Raw genomic sequence first — 15,590 nt, forward strand, 5'->3', positions numbered from 1 at the left:
TTACTCATGGGTGACCTATCCACTCGGGGGCGGGCGTTCACTCCGCAAAGCCGCTGCGGCGGCCGGTGTTCACAGTGCGTCACATGGATCCTGACCCCGGCGGACATGACATACAAATGCCGAATCCGAGGTCAGCCATATCCGTTCGGGTATGTGGCGCCCGTCTGTTCGCGCAGTCGTCGATGGTCCACGCCTCGATCCACCGAACGGATACGTGCCGAGGAGGGCGAACCGCGACGGGCGGCTCGGCGGCGGGTGAAAAAAGTTCGGCGCAATCGGGAACCCGGCGAGGGTCCGCGCGTCTGGATGTCCGTCACCGAGTGGTGGCGGCCGGCGTGTGCGCACGGCGGTCCGTTCGATGCTCGACAAGGAGAACGGTGTTCATTCCCTCCCCGCGTGTCCCTCCCCGCACGACCGCGTCGCCGCCCGCCGGCCGGGCCCGGGTTCGCGCCGGTCGCGTGCTCGGCGCCGGTTTCGTTCTGGCGGCCTCGGCCGTGCTGCTGACGCAGAGCCCGGCGATGGCCGACGACACCTCGCCGGCGAGCCCGGCGCGCGTTTCGGACTCCCGGGCGGTCCCGGCCACGCAGCCGCCTCGGGACGCGGCGCCCGAGGCCCGCACCCCCAGCGTGCCCCCGACCGCGCGTCCCGGCGTCGGCACCGTGCCCCCGGCCGCGCGCCCCGGTGTCGCCACCACGCCGCCGCCCGCCGAGGCGCCCGGGCGGGCCGGCAACCCGGCGGCCACCCCGGCGCCGGCGGAACGCCGCCTCGCCGAGACCGGCGGTGACGACAAGACCGCGCTGTACATCGGCGGCGCCGCGGGACTACTCCTGCTCGGCGGCGGTGCCGTCGTGCTCGGCCGGCGTCGCGGCGGTACCGCGAGCTGATCGGTGCGTGGAACCGGCCGGTGGCCCTGGGACGTCGACGCCCCCGGGCCACCGGCCGGCCGCGGCGCCGACCCACGGCATCGGCAGTCCATCGGTACGCATCCGAGGAGTTCACGGCCATCCAGGAATCCCACGTCCGGGTCCACCGCGACCCGATCCCGGCCCCCCGGACGCCGCCCACCCCGGACGCGGCGCCCCGCCGGCGTGCCTTCGGCCTGTTCCGCCGGCGGACTCGGGAGGCCGGCGAGCCGCCGCCGACCATGACGCAGCTCTACCACGCGCACCGGATGCGCCTGGTGCGCCTGGCCACGCTGCTGGTGGACGACCAGGAGACCGCGGAGGACGTCGTACAGGAGGCCTTCACGGCGGCCTTCCGTCGGCACGGCGCGCGCCTGGGCGAACTCGACGACCCACCCGCCTACCTGCGGCGCTGCGTGGTCAACGGCGCCCGGTCGGTGCTGCGTCGACGGCGGACCGCGCGGGCCTGGATACCGCCGGTGCCGCCGCCGGTGGCCTCGCCCGAGGACGACGCGCTGCGCGCCGAACGCGACCGGCGACTGCGCCACGCGCTGGGACGGCTGACCCGACGGCAACGCGAGGTGCTGGTGCTGCGCTACTGGGAGAACCTCAGCGAAAGCGAGATCGCCGGCACGCTGGGCATACCGTCCGGCACCGTGAAATCCACCGCGAGTCGCGGGCTGACCGCACTGCACCGGCTGCTGATGGAGGACGAGGCGTGACTCGACACGGCGGTGAACCCCTGCGGTCGGGGACGCCCGAGCACACGGCCCTGGAGGCCGAACTGCGCGACTGGCTGGGCCGACGGGCCGACGCGGTGACCCCCGCGACGGTGCGCCCGCGCGAGGTGCCGTTGCCGATCGCACCGGCGCGGACGCGGCGCGTCCCGCTCCGACTGGCGGTGCCGGTGGCGGCGTTCGCGCTGGCCGCGGCCGGGTGGGCGGTGACCGGCGCGATCTCCGCCCCGGACGTCCCGCGCCCGGTGACCGTACCGCCGGCCGGGCCCGCGCCGGAGACCGGCGGGCCGACCACGACCGCGCCCGCCTCGACGCCGGAGTCCCCGGCGGGCGTGCCCGCGCCGAACCCGAGTGCCGTCTCGACCGTGCCGCCCAGTGTCCCGCACGGCGGCACCGCGCCGCCCAGTGTCCCGCCCCGCACCGCGCCGCCCGATACCTCGCCCGATACCCCGCCCGGCATCGCGCCGGGCGGGCGCCGGGGTTCGCCCGTGGACAACCAACCACCGAGCAACGCACCGCCACCCGCGACCGGCGAGGGTCGGCGCCCGCGCTGAACGGCGCCCCGGTCACCGCGCGACCAACAGTCCCAGCGCGAGGTAGACGCCGCCCACCAGGTACCCGGCCAGGTCCCGCCCGGGACGCCCGCCGCCCACCAGGTGCCGGGCGGCGTCCGCGGCGAACGTGTAGCCGAGCCCGAGGAGCAGGCCGATCGCGGACACGCTCGCACCCAGGCCCACCATCCACACCCTGGCCCGGGTCGGCGACGCCCCCGAGGGCACGAACTGCGGAAGGAACGCGAGGAAGAAGAGCACGACCTTGGGATTCGGCACGTTCACGAGCACGCCGTCCAGGAAGACCCGCCGCAACGACCGCGCGGGCCCGCGACCCTCCTCGGGCACCGCCGTCGAACGGCGCAGCACGGTGCCTGCGCGTCCCGTTCGGCTTCGCGGACGACGTGCTGCACCGCATCGTGGACCGACTGACCTCGGCGTGGGCGGAATCGGCCGGGTCGTGAACACCGAAGCGACAGCCGGAGCGGCATGCGGCAGGGTCAGCGCACCGGGCCCGTGCTCGGCTCGCTCGTCCCGGCCGGCGGCGGCCCCGGGTGGCCGCAGCGGAACAGGGGGTCGCGGGTGTCGAAGGGCACGTCCTCGCGGGACTCCTCGACCGCGCGCATCGACGACGGCAGGTCGAACGGCAACCGCCCGTCGACCGGGGCGCGGCCGAACACCGCATCCAACACCAGGTCGTCGTCCGCGCCGAAATCGGCGAGCAACACGGATGCCACGTCCGCGAGTTCGGTGAGCACGGCGGGCCGGTCCAGGAACACGCAGACGGCGAGCGGGACGAGCGCGGCCAACTCGCGCAGGCGGGCCGACTCCGGCGCCGGGAACTCCAGCGAACCGGCGTGGAAGTACCGCTCCAGCAGTCCCTCGCGCGGCTCGTACGGGGCGTTCAGGCGCAGCACCGCGAGGTCCGCGTCCGCCGGCCGGTCCACGACCGTGCCGTAGCGCGATGCCGACTCCGGATCGATGTTCTCCACGTACACCTTGCGGTCCGGGCCGTGCGCCGGCACCTCGCCGTGCAACCGGACCAGGGAGCGCCGCTGCGCGCGACGACCCAGCGCACGGGTCCGCGGCCGGCCGACCAGTTCCTCCGCCGCGTCCGGGTCGACGTAGGGGTCCTCGAACAGGCCCAGGCGGAACTTGTCGCGCAGGATCCGCCGGGCCGACGCGTCGATCCGGGCCTCGGCGACCGCACCGGAGCGCACCGCGTCGACGATCAACCCGGGCCGGGTCTCGCCGCCGAACTGGTCCACGTCCGCGTCCAGGAGCAGCCGCACCTGCTCGGCGAGCGGCAGGTGCTCCACCCCCCAGTTGCGCGCGGGCAAGTCGCCGACACCGGGAACCGGCATACCCCGCAACAGATTGAAGTCGGTGCACACCACGCCGTCGAAGCCGTACCGGCCGCGCAGCAGCCCGGCGATCACGTCCCGGTTGAAGCCCGAGCCGACCTCGGCGAGCCCGACGCCGACCGGGATCCCGTACGCCGGCATCACCTGGGCGACGCCCGCCGCGAGCGCGGCCTCGAACGGCCGCAGGTGGTGCTCGAATCGGCCACCCGGATAGACCTGGAGCCGGCCGTACGCGAAGTGCGGGTCCTCGCCGCCGGCCACCGGGCCGCCGCCGGGAAAGTGCTTGACCATGCACGCCACGCTCTCGGCGCCCAGGGCCGCGCCCTGCATGCCGCCGATGTACGCGGCCAGCATCCGTGACACCCTCTCCGCGTCCTCGCCGAAGGTGCCCGCGATCCGCGCCCAGCGCGGCTCGGTGGCCAGGTCGGCCATCGGATGCACCGCGACCCGGATGCCCACCGCGCGCAGCTCGCGCGCCGCGGCGGCGGCGAACTCGCGAACCAGCCCGGGATCGTTCGTGGCGGCCAGACCGATCGGCTCCGGCCCGCGCGAGAACCCGCCACCGGTGTGCGCCGCCGCCGGGTTGTCGCCGAACCCGTGCCGGGGGTCCGAGGACAACGTGACCGGGATGCCCAACCGGGTGCCGGCGGCCAGATCCTGGAGGTGGTTGTTCCACCGCGCCATCACCGGGGCGGTCGGGGCGGACATCACCAGGAAGTGGCTGACGCCGAGCCCGGTGAGTGCCTCGCAGTCGGTCGGGAAGGCGTCCGCCCGCCTGCCGGCGATCCGCCCGTGGCACATCAGCGCGGCCTTCTCGGCCAACGTCATCCGGGCCAGCAGGTCGGCGACCCGCTCCTCGATCGGCAGGCCCGGGTTCTCGTACGGCTCCATCGTGCCGTTGTGGTTCAGGTCCCGGAACAGGGTGCCGTCGTGCCGTCGGAGCGGTTTCACCGTACGTCCTCACTGCAGTCGTGGGCCGTCCATGGCACCGCCACGGACCCCCACCAGGGTTGCCGCCGTACGCGTGCCGGCATCGTGGATGCCGAAAGTGATCCCGAGAGGCCCGGCTGATGCAGGAATCGAAAGCGGCGCTCGGCCCGGAAGCGCTGGACGAACTCGACCTCGCGCTCGTCCACGCGCTGCAACTGTCGCCGCGCGCGACCTGGACCGAGCTGGGACCGGTGCTCGGCGTCGACCCGGTCACCCTGGCCCGCCGTTGGCGCCGCCTGGAGCGCAGCGGCGCCGCGTGGATCACCTGCCACCCGGGCGGCGGTCCCGGGGCACTCGGCGGCACGAGCGTCGCGCTGGTCGAGATCCGGGTGGCTCCGGGCCGGATCCCGGAGGTCTCCGCGCGCCTGGCCCGGCATCGACACGCCCTCAACGTCGAGTACCTCACCGGCAACCGCGACCTGCTGATCACCGCCGCCGCGGCCGACGCCGACGCGCTGGCGCAATACCTGCGGATCCGGCTGCCGTCCGTCCCGGGCATCACCGGCATCCGGGTCCAGCTCCCGCTGCGCCTGTACAAGGACTCGGGCGCGTGGCGGCTGCGCGCTCTGGACCGCGAGCAGCGCGACCTGCTGAGCGGCCCGCCGCGCATGTCGAGCCGGCCCACCCGGGCACTGGACGACGCGGACCGGGCGTTGCTGCTCGAACTGGGCCCCGACGGGCGACTGGGTACCGCGGAACTGGCCCGCCGACTGGGCACAAGCGGCGTCACGGTGGCCCGCCGGCTGGCCCGGCTGACCGCCGGCGGGCAGGCCGGATTCCGTGGTGAGGTGGCCCGCTCGCTCACCGGCTGGCCGGTCTGCGCGACCTGGTGGCTGCGGGTGCCGGCAGCCGAACTGGACGAGAACGCCGCCCGGTTGACCGCGTCGGCCGACGTGCGCATGTGCGCCGTGGTCACCGGCACCGCCAACCTGGTCGTCGTGGTGTGGTTGCGCCGGGCGGCGGACGTACCGACCCTGGAGGCCGAGTGGTCCGGGCGTTTCCCCCGGGTGGAGGTGGTGGACAGCGCGGTCACCATCCAGGTGATCAAGCAGATGGGCCGCGTGGTCGGCCCGAACGGGCACGCCACCGGTTTCGTGCCCCTGGACATCTGGTCCGACCCGCTGGCGGACACGGAGGTGCGGCCATAGACCCGCAGGCCGGTTCCGCGCCGGGCCCCGACGACCCTTCGACCGGGTCCGCACCCGGTTCCGAAGATCCGCAGGCGGGCTCCCCACCGGCTCCCGAAGACCCGCAAGCCCGTTCCGGACCCACCCCTGAAGATCCGCAAGCCCGTACCGGACCCACCCCTGAAGATCCGCAAGCCCGTACCGGACCCGGTTCCGAGGTTCGACGCGTTCGTGTGACGCGGCAACTTTCCCGCACAGAGGGATGATTGTCCTCCTTGTGCTCTACCGCTCCCGCAAGTGGCGATCTACTCTGCGGAGATGAGAGATGTTGCGCCTGGGGTGCGTGGGACGAGAACGGCGGAGCCGATATCCACCCGGGACTCGGATTCGAACGAACCGATCCGGATGATCGTGGTGCGCAACGTGCGGATGCTCGCACGGCGCGACGGCTACACGGACGGTGCGATCGGCGAGGCACTGGGACACGGCCGGTCCTGGGCGTGGCGTCGCTTCACCGGTGAACTCCCCTTCGACCTCAACGATGTGGAGCGTTTGGCCCAACTGTTCAAGGTGGAACCCGCGCACCTGCTCGCCCCCGCCCACACGTGGGCACCGGACCCGGCCCGAAGGGTTGTCTCATGAGCACCGATCGTCGCCCGAGCAGCCGGCGCAACCGGAACGACGCCAAGCACCGCGGCGACCGGGTCACGGCGCGCCCCGCCCGCCACACCGACGGGGCCTCCGTCCCGGCGATGTCCTCGGAAGTGATCGAGGCCGCGCTCTACCGCGCGGCCGAGGGCAGCCACGCGGACCAGGCGACCACGTACATCCTCACCGAGGAAGGCTCGTTCGTGCGCCGCCCCGAGTTGTACGCGGTATGCCTGGACTGGTCCGACGACGGCCGCTACGCGGCGGTGCGCTGGCGGACGCTGCGCGAGGTGGTCACCGCCTCCGACGCGCAGTTCCCGCCGGGGGCGTTGCGCACGATGCTGCTCCTGTGCTGTTCGCTGCACGACGACGGTCCAGCGCCGCTGTCCCGACTGTCCATGCTCGACTCGACCAACGCGCGGATCGTCTCGCGCGGAATCCACATCGCCACCGGCGCGCTGCCGCTGCGCCAGGCGCTGGGCAACGCACCGTGACCCCGAGATGACACTCCCGATCGAGGACCCGCGACCGCCCGAGGCGGCTGCCACGACCGGGGCCTCGACGGGCCGGTGCGGATGCCGGCGGGCGCGCGTAGCGAGACCATGGTAGGGGCGACGCGATCACGGAGGTGTGTGTGATGGCCGCCAAGTTCGAGATGTACACCGACAAGGCAGGCAAGTTCCGGTTCAGGCTGAAGGCCGGGAACGGGCAGATCATCGCCGTCGGTGAGGCCTACGAGACCCGCGCGGCGTGCATGAACGGGATCGACTCGGTCAAGCGCAACGCGCCCACCGCCAAGGTGGTTGAAATGGCCCACGCCTGACGCCCGCGGACGGCCGCGAACACGCGCCGCCCGGGGCACTTCCCGGACGGCGCGTGCCGGTGTGACGTCACCGCGACGCGGATGCGGGTGCGGTCTCGGAGTCGGGTGCCGGCCGCCGGTCCGGGGGCGCGGCCGCGGTGGCGGGTGCGGCCCGACCGGTCAGCAGGACCAGTGCGCCCGCCGCGATCCCGAGTACCCCGCAGAGCACGAACGTGCGGTCCATTCCCGCCGCGAACGCCTCGCGCAGGGTGCCCAGTACGACATCCCGGGAGTCCGCGGGCGCCGCCGCCGCGATCTCCTGGGCCCGGCCGCCGCCGAGCGCCTCGGCGGTGGCGTGCGGGTCGCCGCCGACCGACCCGGCCTCGCGCAGCGTGTGGGCCGCGCCGTCGCGGAAGAGCACACCCACCACGGCGATGCCGAGCGCGAAGCCCAACTGTCGGAAGGTGTTCAGCGCGCCGCCGGCCATCCCGGCGCGCGCGGGCGGGACGGCGGCCAGCGCCGCGCCGGCCAACTGCGGCATGACCAGGCCCACTCCGACCCCGCCCAGCACCAGGCCGGGAGTCAGAGCCGCCCAGCCCGATCCGGCGTCGACCAGGGTCAGCGCGAGGCTGCCGACGCCGATGAACACCGCGCCGATCCCGATCGACCATGTGGGCGCCACCCCGAGCAGGAACCGGCCCGCCAGCGCGGACACCACGAACGAGGTCGCGGCCAGCGGCAACAGTGCCAGTCCGGCCCCCACCGGGCCGTACCCGAGCACCGACTGGAGCCACACCGACATCTGCGGGAAACCGGAGAACGCGGCGAACTGGATCAGCAGGCCGGCGGCCATGATCGCGCCGAACGACGCGCGGCGGAACAGCGCCAGGTCGATCATCGGCTCGGCGACCCGGACCTCGGTCACCACGAAGACCACGAACGCGAGCGCGGCGCCGGCGAACACGGCGAGGGTCCCGCCCTCGGTCCAGCCGGCTCCGCCCGCGCGGACGAACCCGTAGGTGAGCAGTGCCGCGCCGAGGGTGAAGGTGAGCATGCCGATCGGGTCCAGTCGCGCCGAGCGGTTCCCGTGCGACTCGCCGAGCACCCGCCAGGCCATCAGCGCGGTCGCCACCCCGATGGGCACGTTGATCAGGAAGATCGCCTCCCAGCCGAGATGTTGCGTCAGCAGGCCGCCCAGAATGGGCCCCATCGCGGCGGCGGCCCCGCTGATCGATCCCCACACGCCGAACGCGACGCCTCGGTCGCGGCCCTGGTAGGCGTGCCCGAGCAGGGCGATCGTGGTGGCGAACATCGCCGCGCCGCCGACGCCCTGCAGTGCCCGCGCCGCGATCAGCGTCGCCGTGTCCAAGGACAGCGCGCACAGCAGCGACGCGGCGGTGAACAACATCGTGCCGAGGACGAAGACCCGCCGTCGGCCGACCCGGTCGGCGAGCGACCCGGCGCCGAGCATGAGCGCGGCCAGGGCGAGGGAGTAGGCGTCCAACACCCACTGCAGGTCGGTGTACGAGGAACCCAGGTCGGCGCCCATGTCCGGCAGGGCGACGATGACGATGGTGACGTCGACGAGCAGCATGAACGATCCGAGACAGACCGCGACGAGCGGTCCCCATTTGCGCACGATGACTCCTTGGCGGAACGAGCCGAGGCGACCCGATGGGTCGGATGGGCTGCATGGCTTTGCTGAGGGTCGCGTCGGATCCCGACCGGACGGGGTCGGGCGAGACGCGGGCGGCGCGGGCCGTCGTCCGCTCGGCGCCGCTGACGGAAACAGTCGCGTATTCGCGTGACCCGGTCGAGTGTGAAGCTTCGATACGGCGGATTCCCATCATTGCTAGGCTTCGGGTGATGGGATCCATCGAATTCGACGCCGTCGACCTGGCCATCCTGCACGCGCTCGACATCGACGGTCGTGCACCCTTCGCGCGGATCGCCGAAGTGCTGGGCGTCTCCGACGCGACCGTGCTGCGGCACTATCGCCGCATGCGCGCGAGCGGCGCGATCCGGGTGGTACCGATCACCGATACCCGACGCACCGGTCAGACGTCGTGGGTCCTGCGGGTGCGGTGCGTGCCGGACGCGGTGGACGCGGTGGCCCAGGGTCTGGGCCGGCGACCGGACGTGTCCTGGTTGCAAGTGCTGGCGGCCGGCACCGAGGTGATGTGCGTGACCCGAGCGAAGGGGCCCGAGGCCCCGGGGGGCGAACTGTCCCGGCAACTGGGCCGCGCGGCCGGGGTGATCGGGTTGGAGATGTACTGCCTGCTGCGCGTGGTCGTCGGTGGGCCGACGACGTGGCAGGGGCAGAACATCGGCCTCACCCCGGCCCAGGTCGACGCGTTGACCCGGGCCGCTCCGCAGCCGTCGTGGGACACGCCGGTGCCCGCGTGGGTGGACGGCGACCGCGAACTGTTCGCGGCACTGGCCCGGGACGGCCGCACCTCGTACGCGGAACTCGCCCGAGCCTGCGGAACCTCGGAGTCGGCGGTGCGCCGGCGGGTGGAACTGCTGCGCGGCACGGGCGTGCTGTTCTTCGAGGTGGAGACGGACGCGGCGAACCTGGGCTACGGCCTGTGCGCGTTCCTGTGGATGAATGTGCGCCCGTCCGCCCTCGACGCCGTCGCCGAGGTCGTCGCGGCCGACCCCCGGGTGGTGTTCGGGGCCGCCGCGACCGGACGCGCGAACTTCCTGGCGAGCGTGCTGTGTCGCGACACGGCGGACCTGTACGACTTCATCGCGGAATCGCTGGGCTCGGTCGAGGGCATCACGAGCGTGGAGACCACGCCGATCGTCGAGACGCTCAAACGCGAGGGCCCGATGCCCGGAGCGCGTGCGCGCCGCTGACCGGGCGCGGATCGTTTAGCGCGACGCGCCGTTCCTTGTCGGATCCGGCGTTGTTCGGTTCGCGTCGGCCGACGAGGGTTGAGGGGTGCCTCCGTCACGACCGCGACGGGGGTGTCTTTCCGCACAGGAGCGTCCTCATGCCCGGATTCTTCGAACCCCTCACCGTCGGCAAACTGGAACTGCCCCATCGACTGGTGATGGCACCGATGACGCGCAACCGCGCGAATGACGCGGGGGTGATCTCCCCGGCCGTCGCCGCGGGCAACCGACCGCACCTCGCCGACACCCACCGGTGATCGGCGTCCACCCCGTCCCCGGCGCGCGCTCCCCGCGCGCCGGGGACCGACCGGGAAGCACACGGGAAGCACACATGCGAGCACTCATCCACGGCCCGCAGGGCCTGCACGCGGCCGACGCGCCGGACCCGCGCCCGCGAGAGCACCAGGTACTGGTCGCGGTCGCCGCCTTCTCGCTCAACTTCGGTGAGATCGCCTATCGGCCGAGCGGCGAACCGACCGGACACGTCCCCGGCTGGGACGCCGCCGGGATCGTCGTGCGCGCCGCGGCCGACGGCTCGGGACCCGAGGTGGGCACCCGCGTGGTCACCTTCGGCTGGGACGGCGCGTGGGCCGAACTGCGCGCCGCCGACACCACGAACCTGGCCGTCGTCCCCGAGGCGGTCGACCTGGGCGTCGCCGCCGCCCTTCCGGTCGCCGGCGTCACCGCTCTCCAGGCCGTCCGCCGACTGGGCTCCGTGCTCGGCCGCCGAGTCCTGGTCACCGGCGCCTCCGGCGGCGTCGGCCGGTTCGCCGTACAATTGGCCGCGCTCGCCGGCGCGCACGTGATCGCCTCGGTCGGTTCGCCCGAACGGGCCGAAGGACTGCGGGAGTTGGGCGCCGCCGAGATCGTGCCCGGACCCGGCGCGTTGTCGACTCCCGTGTACGGCGTGCTCGACAACGTCGGCGGGCCGCAACTGGCCGAGGCGTTCTACCGGCTGGAGGCGGACGGGGTGGTGCAGGCGATCGGCCGGGCGGCCCGGCAGCCGACCACCATCGACTTCGAGGTGGCCGGTACCAACTCCGCGCGCGGCCGACTGGAGAACTTCAACGTCGCGACCCCCTTCGCGGACGACCTCGCGGTGCTGCTCGGGTTGCTGGAATCGGGTCGACTGAGGCCGCAGATCGGCTGGCGGGGCCCGTGGCAGCAGGCCGAACTCGCCGCCGACGCGCTGTTGTCCCGCCAAGTCCGGGGCAAAGCGGTGCTGGACGTCCCGATCACCGGGCAGTGGGCGGCGCAGCAGCGGGGAGTGCGGGACGCCGGGTCATGACGCGGTACGGGTGCGGCTCAGCGCGACGGCCCGGTCGTTGAACGCGCGCACCCGTTCCGTCTCGTGGGCCTTGCGCCAGATCAGCCCCCATTCGATCGGCGGGGCGTCGGCGATCCGGACGTAGCTGACGTCGGGACGGACGTAGAAGCGGTTCACCTGGTCGCCCACGGTGAACGCGCCCTCGCCGGCACCCACCAGGGCGAGTGCCTCCAGGAAGGTGGTGGCGGGCCGGCCGTGGGCGATCGGCCGGCCGGCGGGGGTGCGGGAGGGGACCCGGTCCTCGGCGACCGAGGACGGGCAGTTGGCCGGCATGCGCAGCAGCGTGACATCGGCCAGATCCTCCTGCCCGATCTCGGCGCGGGAGGCCAACGGATGCTCGCACGGGAGCGCCAGGTAGCGGGTCTCGGCCCACAGGGTGGGTCCGATCACCAGATCGGGATCGGCGAACGGGCGGGTGACCAGCACCAGATCGGAGTTGTGCGCGCGCAGCCCGGCGATCGAGGTGTTCATCTGGAACTCCTGGAGGTCCACCTCGGAGGTCGGGTGCTCGGCGCGGAAGGCACGGATCACCTCCAACAGGAATTGGCCCCCGGCGGCGCCCAGGAAGCCGACGTGCAGCGGGCCGTCGAAGCCTCGGGCGGCCATGATCGCCTTCCCCACGGCCCGCTCGATCTGCTCGTGGCCGGGCCGCAGGTCGTCGTGGAACCGGCAGCCGATCGGGGTGAGCGCGACCCGGCGGCTGGTGCGCTCGAACAGCCGGGCGCCGATTCCGCGTTCCAGCTTCGCGATGGTCTGACTCATCCGGCCGGTGGAGATGCGCAGCCGCTCGGCGGCACGGCCGAAGTGCAATTCCTCGACGAGGGTGAGAAAGGCCTCGATTTCGTAGCGTTCCACGGATCCTCGTCCAGATCGTCGTGCAGGGCCCGAGCATGATCTCAGGTGGGCTCGGCGGGCGGTCGTCAGGGCGTGTCCGCGATCGCCCGGCGGGGATCGCGGGCACGCTCCGGGCCGTCGCGGGTCGGCGCGCGACCGTGCCGGCGTCAGTGCTCCAGCCGTACCAGCATCTTGCCGATGTTCTCGCCGCGCAGCAGTGCGATCAGCGCCTCCGGGGCCTGCCGCAGGCCGGGGAGCACGGTGTGCCGGGTGCGCAGGGTACCGTCGGCCAGGAGGGGCGCGGCCAACTTCGTCCATTCCTCGGCGAGCCCGAAGTACGAGGTGACGGCCATGCCGCGCAGGGTGAGCTCCTTGGTGGCGGTGGCGAAGATGTTGGTGGGTCCGGGCAGTGGTCCGGTGGCGTTGTACCCGGAGATCGCTCCGACCACGGCGATCCGGCCGCCGACCCGGGCGGCGTCGATGGCGGCCTCCAGGTGCGCGCCGCCGACGAGTTCCACGGTCAGGTCGACGCCGTCGGGGGCGGCCCGGGCGAGGTCCTCGCGCAGTCGGCCCCGGGTGTGGTCGATGCCGACGTCGAAGCCGAACTCCTCGGTGAGGAGTCGGGTCTTCTCCGCCCCCTCGGTCGAGCCGATCACCGTGGCCGCGCCCAGTCGGCGGGCCGGTTGTCCCGCGACGCTGCCGGTGGCGCCGGCGGCGGCCGAAACGTAGACCACGTCGCCGGGTTGCACGGGCAGTACCCGGGTCAGCGTCGCGTAGGCGGTCAGGCCGGTACTGCCCAGCGCACCCAGGTGCGTCTCGACTGGGGCGAGCGCGGTGTCCAGCGCGGCGACCGCGTCGGCGCCCAGCACGGCGTACTCGCGCCATCCGGCGAAGTGCGACACGGTCGTGCCGACCGGGAGGCCCTCCGCGCGCGAGGCGACCACTTCGCCGACGGCGCCGTCGGCGAGCGGCTCGCCGATGACGAACGGCGGCACGTACGCGTCGGCGTGCATCCATTCGCGGGTGAACGGATCCACCGACATCCAGGTGTTGCGCACGAGGACCTCGCCGGCTTCCCGCTCGCGAACCTCGATCCGGGCGAACTCGAAGTCCTCCGCCCGGGGTTCGCCCACGGGACGACTCGCCAGGCGTACTTCGAGGCCGTCGCGACGGTGGGTGGGGGAGGGCATGCTGCTCCGATGCTCGAATGGGGTGGGGGCGGGCCAGTCACCGATCCCGACCGGGCCGCGCCGCCGACGTCCTCAACTCTCCACCGGCGCACCCTCCCGATCAACGTCGATCCGCCGCGCCTTCGTTGACCCACGCTCAACGATCGCGTGGGCCCCGACACCGACGCCCCGGACGCAGCCCGACCGGTCCGCTTCGAGCGCGCGAACCGGGACCCGGCGGGGAGTGGGAGCTCCGGCCGGGACGCGGAGGCGCCGCGCCCGGCCGGGGTGTGTCTGGCCCGAGAGTCGACCCCACCTCGATCGCCTCCCGGTACGCCGCCGGGTCACCCACCGAGATCAGCCGCAGGTCCTCGCTCTCGGCCACGCCGTGCCGCGTCGATACGTGTCGCGCGTCACCGAGGGTGAGCCGGGCGTGAGACCGGGGGTGGCGTTCACCCGCGCGGCCCAAGCCGTCGACCGGGATTGTGCCTGATCGGGTGCCCGGAGCCCCGGATCACCCGCCGTCCGGGAAGCGCTGGGCGTGCGGGCCGAGCCCACAGCGGATTACATGGTGAGGTCGATGGATCTCACGACACGGGAGCGGACATGCACGTGATGAGAGCGGTCCAGGACGCACAAAGCGTGGTGTGGCACGCGATGGAGAGCGAGGACGTCGCGATGTGCGGGGTGACGTTGCCCCCCAGCCGGGATGTGGACGGCGCCCGGCGACGGGAGACGTTCTGCGGCCCGTGCATGAGCGAGGTCGAGCGGACCATAAACCCCGTCGCGAAACTCTCCGACGACTGTGCCGACGAGGGGACGCCGGTCTGAGTCACGAGTCCGACCAAGGGCGCCGCGCCTGCGGCGCCCTTGGCGTGCGAGTCGCGGATCCACGCGTCGAGGCGGGGACGCGGCGGATGGGCGTCGGGTGGACGCCGCTCGGCCGACGGGGGCGGCGGGGCGTCGTCGGTGGTCACGGTTGGAAGGAGTCCACGATGGTGTGCTCGACCTCGGGGCAACGGGTGGCCCCCGTACGCCGCGCGCTCGCTCGCGGAGCCGTGCCCGTCGTGGTCGGGGGGCGGCCGTGATCACGCTCGGCGTCGAGGAGGAGTACCTGCTCGTGGATCCCGTCGACGGCCTGCCGGTGCCGATGGCCGAGACGGTTCGGGCGGCGGCGGACCTGCAACCGGCGGTGGCCGGCGGCGAGATCCAGCCCGAGTTGTTGCAGATGCAGGTCGAGGTCGCCACACCGGTGTGCGAGACGCTCGACGAGGTCGGCGGCCACCTGCTGCGGCTGCGTCACTCGGTGGCCGCCGCGGCCGAACAGGCGGGATGCGTCCTGGTCGCGTCCGGGTCCTCGCCCTTCGGCCCCGGCCCCCCGGCCGAGGTCACCGACCGGATCCGCTACCGGTCGCTGCATTCGGACGCCCCGCGCCTGGTCGACGAGATGTTCATCAACGGGATGCACGTCCATGTCGCGGTCCCCGATCGGGACGCCGGCGTGACCGTGCTCAATCGGCTGCGCCCGTGGCTGCCGCTGCTGGTGGCGATGTCCGCGAACTCTCCGCTGTGGGAGGGGGGCGACACCGGCTTCGCGAGTTGGCGCACGATCGTCTTCGGCCGCTGGTCGGTCAGTGGGGTCCCGCCCGCCTTCGTCGACGCGAACGACTACGACGCCAGGATCGACGACCTGCTGAACGCGGGCGTGCTGCGCGACCGGGCCCGGGTCTACTGGCAGATCCGGCTCTCCGACCGCTATCCCACGGTCGAGGTCCGGGCGATGGACGTGCAGCTCAGGGTGGACGACGCGGTGATGCTCGCCGGCATCGTCCGGGCTCTGGTGACCACCGTGCTGCGGGAGGCGACGGCCGGGCAGCCGTCGCCTCGACCCGCCCCCGAGCTCGTCGCGGCGGCGCAGTGGTACGCCGCGCGGCACGGTCTGACCGACGTGCTGGTCGACCCGTACACGCCGCACCGCCTCAAGGCCGGTGAGCTGGTCGGTCGGTTGATCGAGTACGTCACCCCGGCTTTGGCGGATACCGGGGACGCCCGTCAGGTCGACGCGCTGGTGCACCGGCTGATGCGGGAGGGGACCGCGGCCGATCGGCAGCGGGAGGCCTTCCGGCGCGGGGGACGGGACGAGTTGCTGCGGTTGCTGGTCTCCGAGTCGACGATGTCCCACCGGCACTGAGAGGCGATGTCCCACCGGTGCTGAGATCGGGCGCCGTCGGTCCCCGGCGT

Annotated in this window: 17 protein-coding genes; 12 read left to right on the top strand and 5 right to left on the bottom strand. The window is 73.3% G+C overall.

The window, feature by feature from the left end; translation table 11 throughout:
• The first annotated feature begins 377 nt into the window (after positions 1-377).
• The 3 genes from ACZ4FV_RS20425 to ACZ4FV_RS20435 all read left to right on the top strand — a co-directional run bounded on the left by ACZ4FV_RS20425 (position 378) and on the right by ACZ4FV_RS20435 (position 2,193).
• Positions 378-884 carry an LAETG motif-containing sortase-dependent surface protein gene (locus ACZ4FV_RS20425; RefSeq protein WP_402237359.1) on the top strand — a complete coding sequence of 169 codons (507 nt, stop codon included), beginning with the start codon at positions 378-380 and terminating at the stop codon, positions 882-884.
• Between the two features lie 215 nt (positions 885-1,099).
• Positions 1,100-1,624, top strand: a complete 525-nt coding sequence (locus ACZ4FV_RS20430) for an RNA polymerase sigma factor (RefSeq protein WP_465323047.1) — start codon at positions 1,100-1,102, stop codon at positions 1,622-1,624.
• Positions 1,621-2,193 carry a hypothetical protein gene (locus tag ACZ4FV_RS20435; protein WP_465323022.1) on the top strand — a complete coding sequence of 191 codons (573 nt, stop codon included), beginning with the start codon at positions 1,621-1,623 and terminating at the stop codon, positions 2,191-2,193. Before ACZ4FV_RS20430 ends, ACZ4FV_RS20435 begins: the two co-directional genes overlap by 4 nt.
• 12 nt (positions 2,194-2,205) lie before the next feature.
• On the opposite strand, the gene ACZ4FV_RS20440 is transcribed toward ACZ4FV_RS20435, so the two are convergent.
• Both ACZ4FV_RS20440 and ACZ4FV_RS20445 read right to left on the bottom strand, forming a co-directional pair.
• Positions 2,206-2,559 carry a LysE family translocator gene (locus ACZ4FV_RS20440; protein WP_465323023.1) on the bottom strand — a complete coding sequence of 118 codons (354 nt, stop codon included), beginning with the start codon at positions 2,557-2,559 and terminating at the stop codon, positions 2,206-2,208.
• A 131-nt stretch (positions 2,560-2,690) separates the two neighbouring features.
• On the bottom strand, positions 2,691-4,445 hold the full coding sequence (locus ACZ4FV_RS20445) for a glycoside hydrolase family 3 protein (protein WP_465323048.1): 1,755 nt from the start codon (positions 4,443-4,445) through the stop codon (positions 2,691-2,693).
• Positions 4,446-4,624: 179 nt separating this feature from the next.
• Here ACZ4FV_RS20445 and ACZ4FV_RS20450 point away from each other — a divergent pair, with 179 nt between their 5' ends.
• The 4 genes from ACZ4FV_RS20450 (at position 4,625) to ACZ4FV_RS20465 (ending at position 7,142) form a co-directional block, all read left to right on the top strand.
• Positions 4,625-5,692, top strand: a complete 1,068-nt coding sequence (locus tag ACZ4FV_RS20450) for an Lrp/AsnC family transcriptional regulator (RefSeq protein WP_465323024.1) — start codon at positions 4,625-4,627, stop codon at positions 5,690-5,692.
• A gap of 384 nt (positions 5,693-6,076) precedes the next feature.
• Positions 6,077-6,313, top strand: coding sequence for a helix-turn-helix domain-containing protein (locus tag ACZ4FV_RS20455; RefSeq protein ID WP_402237348.1), 237 nt, complete (start codon positions 6,077-6,079; stop codon positions 6,311-6,313).
• On the top strand, positions 6,310-6,813 hold the full coding sequence (locus ACZ4FV_RS20460; protein WP_465323025.1) for a hypothetical protein: 504 nt from the start codon (positions 6,310-6,312) through the stop codon (positions 6,811-6,813). The genes ACZ4FV_RS20455 and ACZ4FV_RS20460 overlap by 4 nt, the downstream gene beginning before the upstream one ends.
• Before the next feature lie 143 nt (positions 6,814-6,956).
• Positions 6,957-7,142, top strand: coding sequence for a YegP family protein (locus ACZ4FV_RS20465; RefSeq protein WP_395870136.1), 186 nt, complete (start codon positions 6,957-6,959; stop codon positions 7,140-7,142).
• A gap of 67 nt (positions 7,143-7,209) precedes the next feature.
• Here the strand turns inward: ACZ4FV_RS20465 and ACZ4FV_RS20470 are convergent, their stop codons facing one another.
• A complete protein-coding gene (locus tag ACZ4FV_RS20470) occupies positions 7,210-8,760 on the bottom strand; it encodes an MFS transporter (RefSeq protein WP_465323026.1) in 1,551 nt (516 codons plus the stop codon).
• 227 nt (positions 8,761-8,987) lie between these two features.
• Here ACZ4FV_RS20470 and ACZ4FV_RS20475 point away from each other — a divergent pair, with 227 nt between their 5' ends.
• The 3 genes from ACZ4FV_RS20475 (at position 8,988) to ACZ4FV_RS20485 (ending at position 11,307) form a co-directional block, all read left to right on the top strand.
• A complete protein-coding gene (locus ACZ4FV_RS20475; protein WP_465323027.1) occupies positions 8,988-9,980 on the top strand; it encodes an Lrp/AsnC family transcriptional regulator in 993 nt (330 codons plus the stop codon).
• 137 nt (positions 9,981-10,117) lie between these two features.
• Complete coding sequence (locus ACZ4FV_RS20480) at positions 10,118-10,276, top strand: oxidoreductase (RefSeq protein ID WP_402237341.1); 159 nt, start codon at positions 10,118-10,120, stop codon at positions 10,274-10,276.
• Between the two features lie 74 nt (positions 10,277-10,350).
• Positions 10,351-11,307, top strand: coding sequence for a zinc-binding dehydrogenase (locus ACZ4FV_RS20485; RefSeq protein ID WP_465323028.1), 957 nt, complete (start codon positions 10,351-10,353; stop codon positions 11,305-11,307).
• Here ACZ4FV_RS20485 and ACZ4FV_RS20490 read toward each other — a convergent pair.
• Both ACZ4FV_RS20490 and ACZ4FV_RS20495 read right to left on the bottom strand, forming a co-directional pair.
• Positions 11,302-12,201 carry a LysR family transcriptional regulator gene (locus ACZ4FV_RS20490; RefSeq protein ID WP_395870126.1) on the bottom strand — a complete coding sequence of 300 codons (900 nt, stop codon included), beginning with the start codon at positions 12,199-12,201 and terminating at the stop codon, positions 11,302-11,304. The genes ACZ4FV_RS20485 and ACZ4FV_RS20490 overlap by 6 nt on opposite strands.
• 146 nt (positions 12,202-12,347) lie before the next feature.
• The gene (locus ACZ4FV_RS20495; RefSeq protein WP_465323029.1) at positions 12,348-13,370 is read right to left on the bottom strand and encodes an NADP-dependent oxidoreductase; all 1,023 of its coding nucleotides are present in this window, start codon (positions 13,368-13,370) and stop codon (positions 12,348-12,350) included.
• A 585-nt stretch (positions 13,371-13,955) separates the two neighbouring features.
• On the opposite strand from ACZ4FV_RS20495, the gene ACZ4FV_RS20500 reads away from it, so the two are divergent.
• Together ACZ4FV_RS20500 and ACZ4FV_RS20505 are read left to right on the top strand one after the other, a co-directional pair.
• Positions 13,956-14,180 (top strand): hypothetical protein, encoded by a 225-nt coding sequence (locus ACZ4FV_RS20500; RefSeq protein ID WP_331770523.1) that lies wholly within the window; start codon positions 13,956-13,958, stop codon positions 14,178-14,180.
• Between the two features lie 253 nt (positions 14,181-14,433).
• On the top strand, positions 14,434-15,540 hold the full coding sequence (locus ACZ4FV_RS20505; RefSeq protein ID WP_395870122.1) for a carboxylate-amine ligase: 1,107 nt from the start codon (positions 14,434-14,436) through the stop codon (positions 15,538-15,540).
• Positions 15,541-15,590 lie beyond the last annotated feature (50 nt).

Source organism: Embleya sp. NPDC025285, assembly GCF_055558835.1.

Bases quoted from the DNA above. Each gene is read 5' to 3' on its own strand.
- ACZ4FV_RS20445 (WP_465323048.1), bottom strand. From the start codon at position 4,445: ATGGAGCCGTACGAGAACCCGGGCCTGCCGATCGAGGAGCGGGTCGCC.
- ACZ4FV_RS20450 (WP_465323024.1), top strand. From the start codon at position 4,625: ATGCAGGAATCGAAAGCGGCGCTCGGCCCGGAAGCGCTGGACGAACTC.
- ACZ4FV_RS20455 (WP_402237348.1), top strand. From the start codon at position 6,077: ATGATCGTGGTGCGCAACGTGCGGATGCTCGCACGGCGCGACGGCTAC.
- ACZ4FV_RS20460 (WP_465323025.1), top strand. From the start codon at position 6,310: ATGAGCACCGATCGTCGCCCGAGCAGCCGGCGCAACCGGAACGACGCC.
- ACZ4FV_RS20465 (WP_395870136.1), top strand. From the start codon at position 6,957: ATGGCCGCCAAGTTCGAGATGTACACCGACAAGGCAGGCAAGTTCCGG.
- ACZ4FV_RS20475 (WP_465323027.1), top strand. From the start codon at position 8,988: ATGGGATCCATCGAATTCGACGCCGTCGACCTGGCCATCCTGCACGCG.
- ACZ4FV_RS20480 (WP_402237341.1), top strand. From the start codon at position 10,118: ATGCCCGGATTCTTCGAACCCCTCACCGTCGGCAAACTGGAACTGCCC.
- ACZ4FV_RS20485 (WP_465323028.1), top strand. From the start codon at position 10,351: ATGCGAGCACTCATCCACGGCCCGCAGGGCCTGCACGCGGCCGACGCG.
- ACZ4FV_RS20495 (WP_465323029.1), bottom strand. From the start codon at position 13,370: ATGCCCTCCCCCACCCACCGTCGCGACGGCCTCGAAGTACGCCTGGCG.
- ACZ4FV_RS20500 (WP_331770523.1), top strand. From the start codon at position 13,956: ATGCACGTGATGAGAGCGGTCCAGGACGCACAAAGCGTGGTGTGGCAC.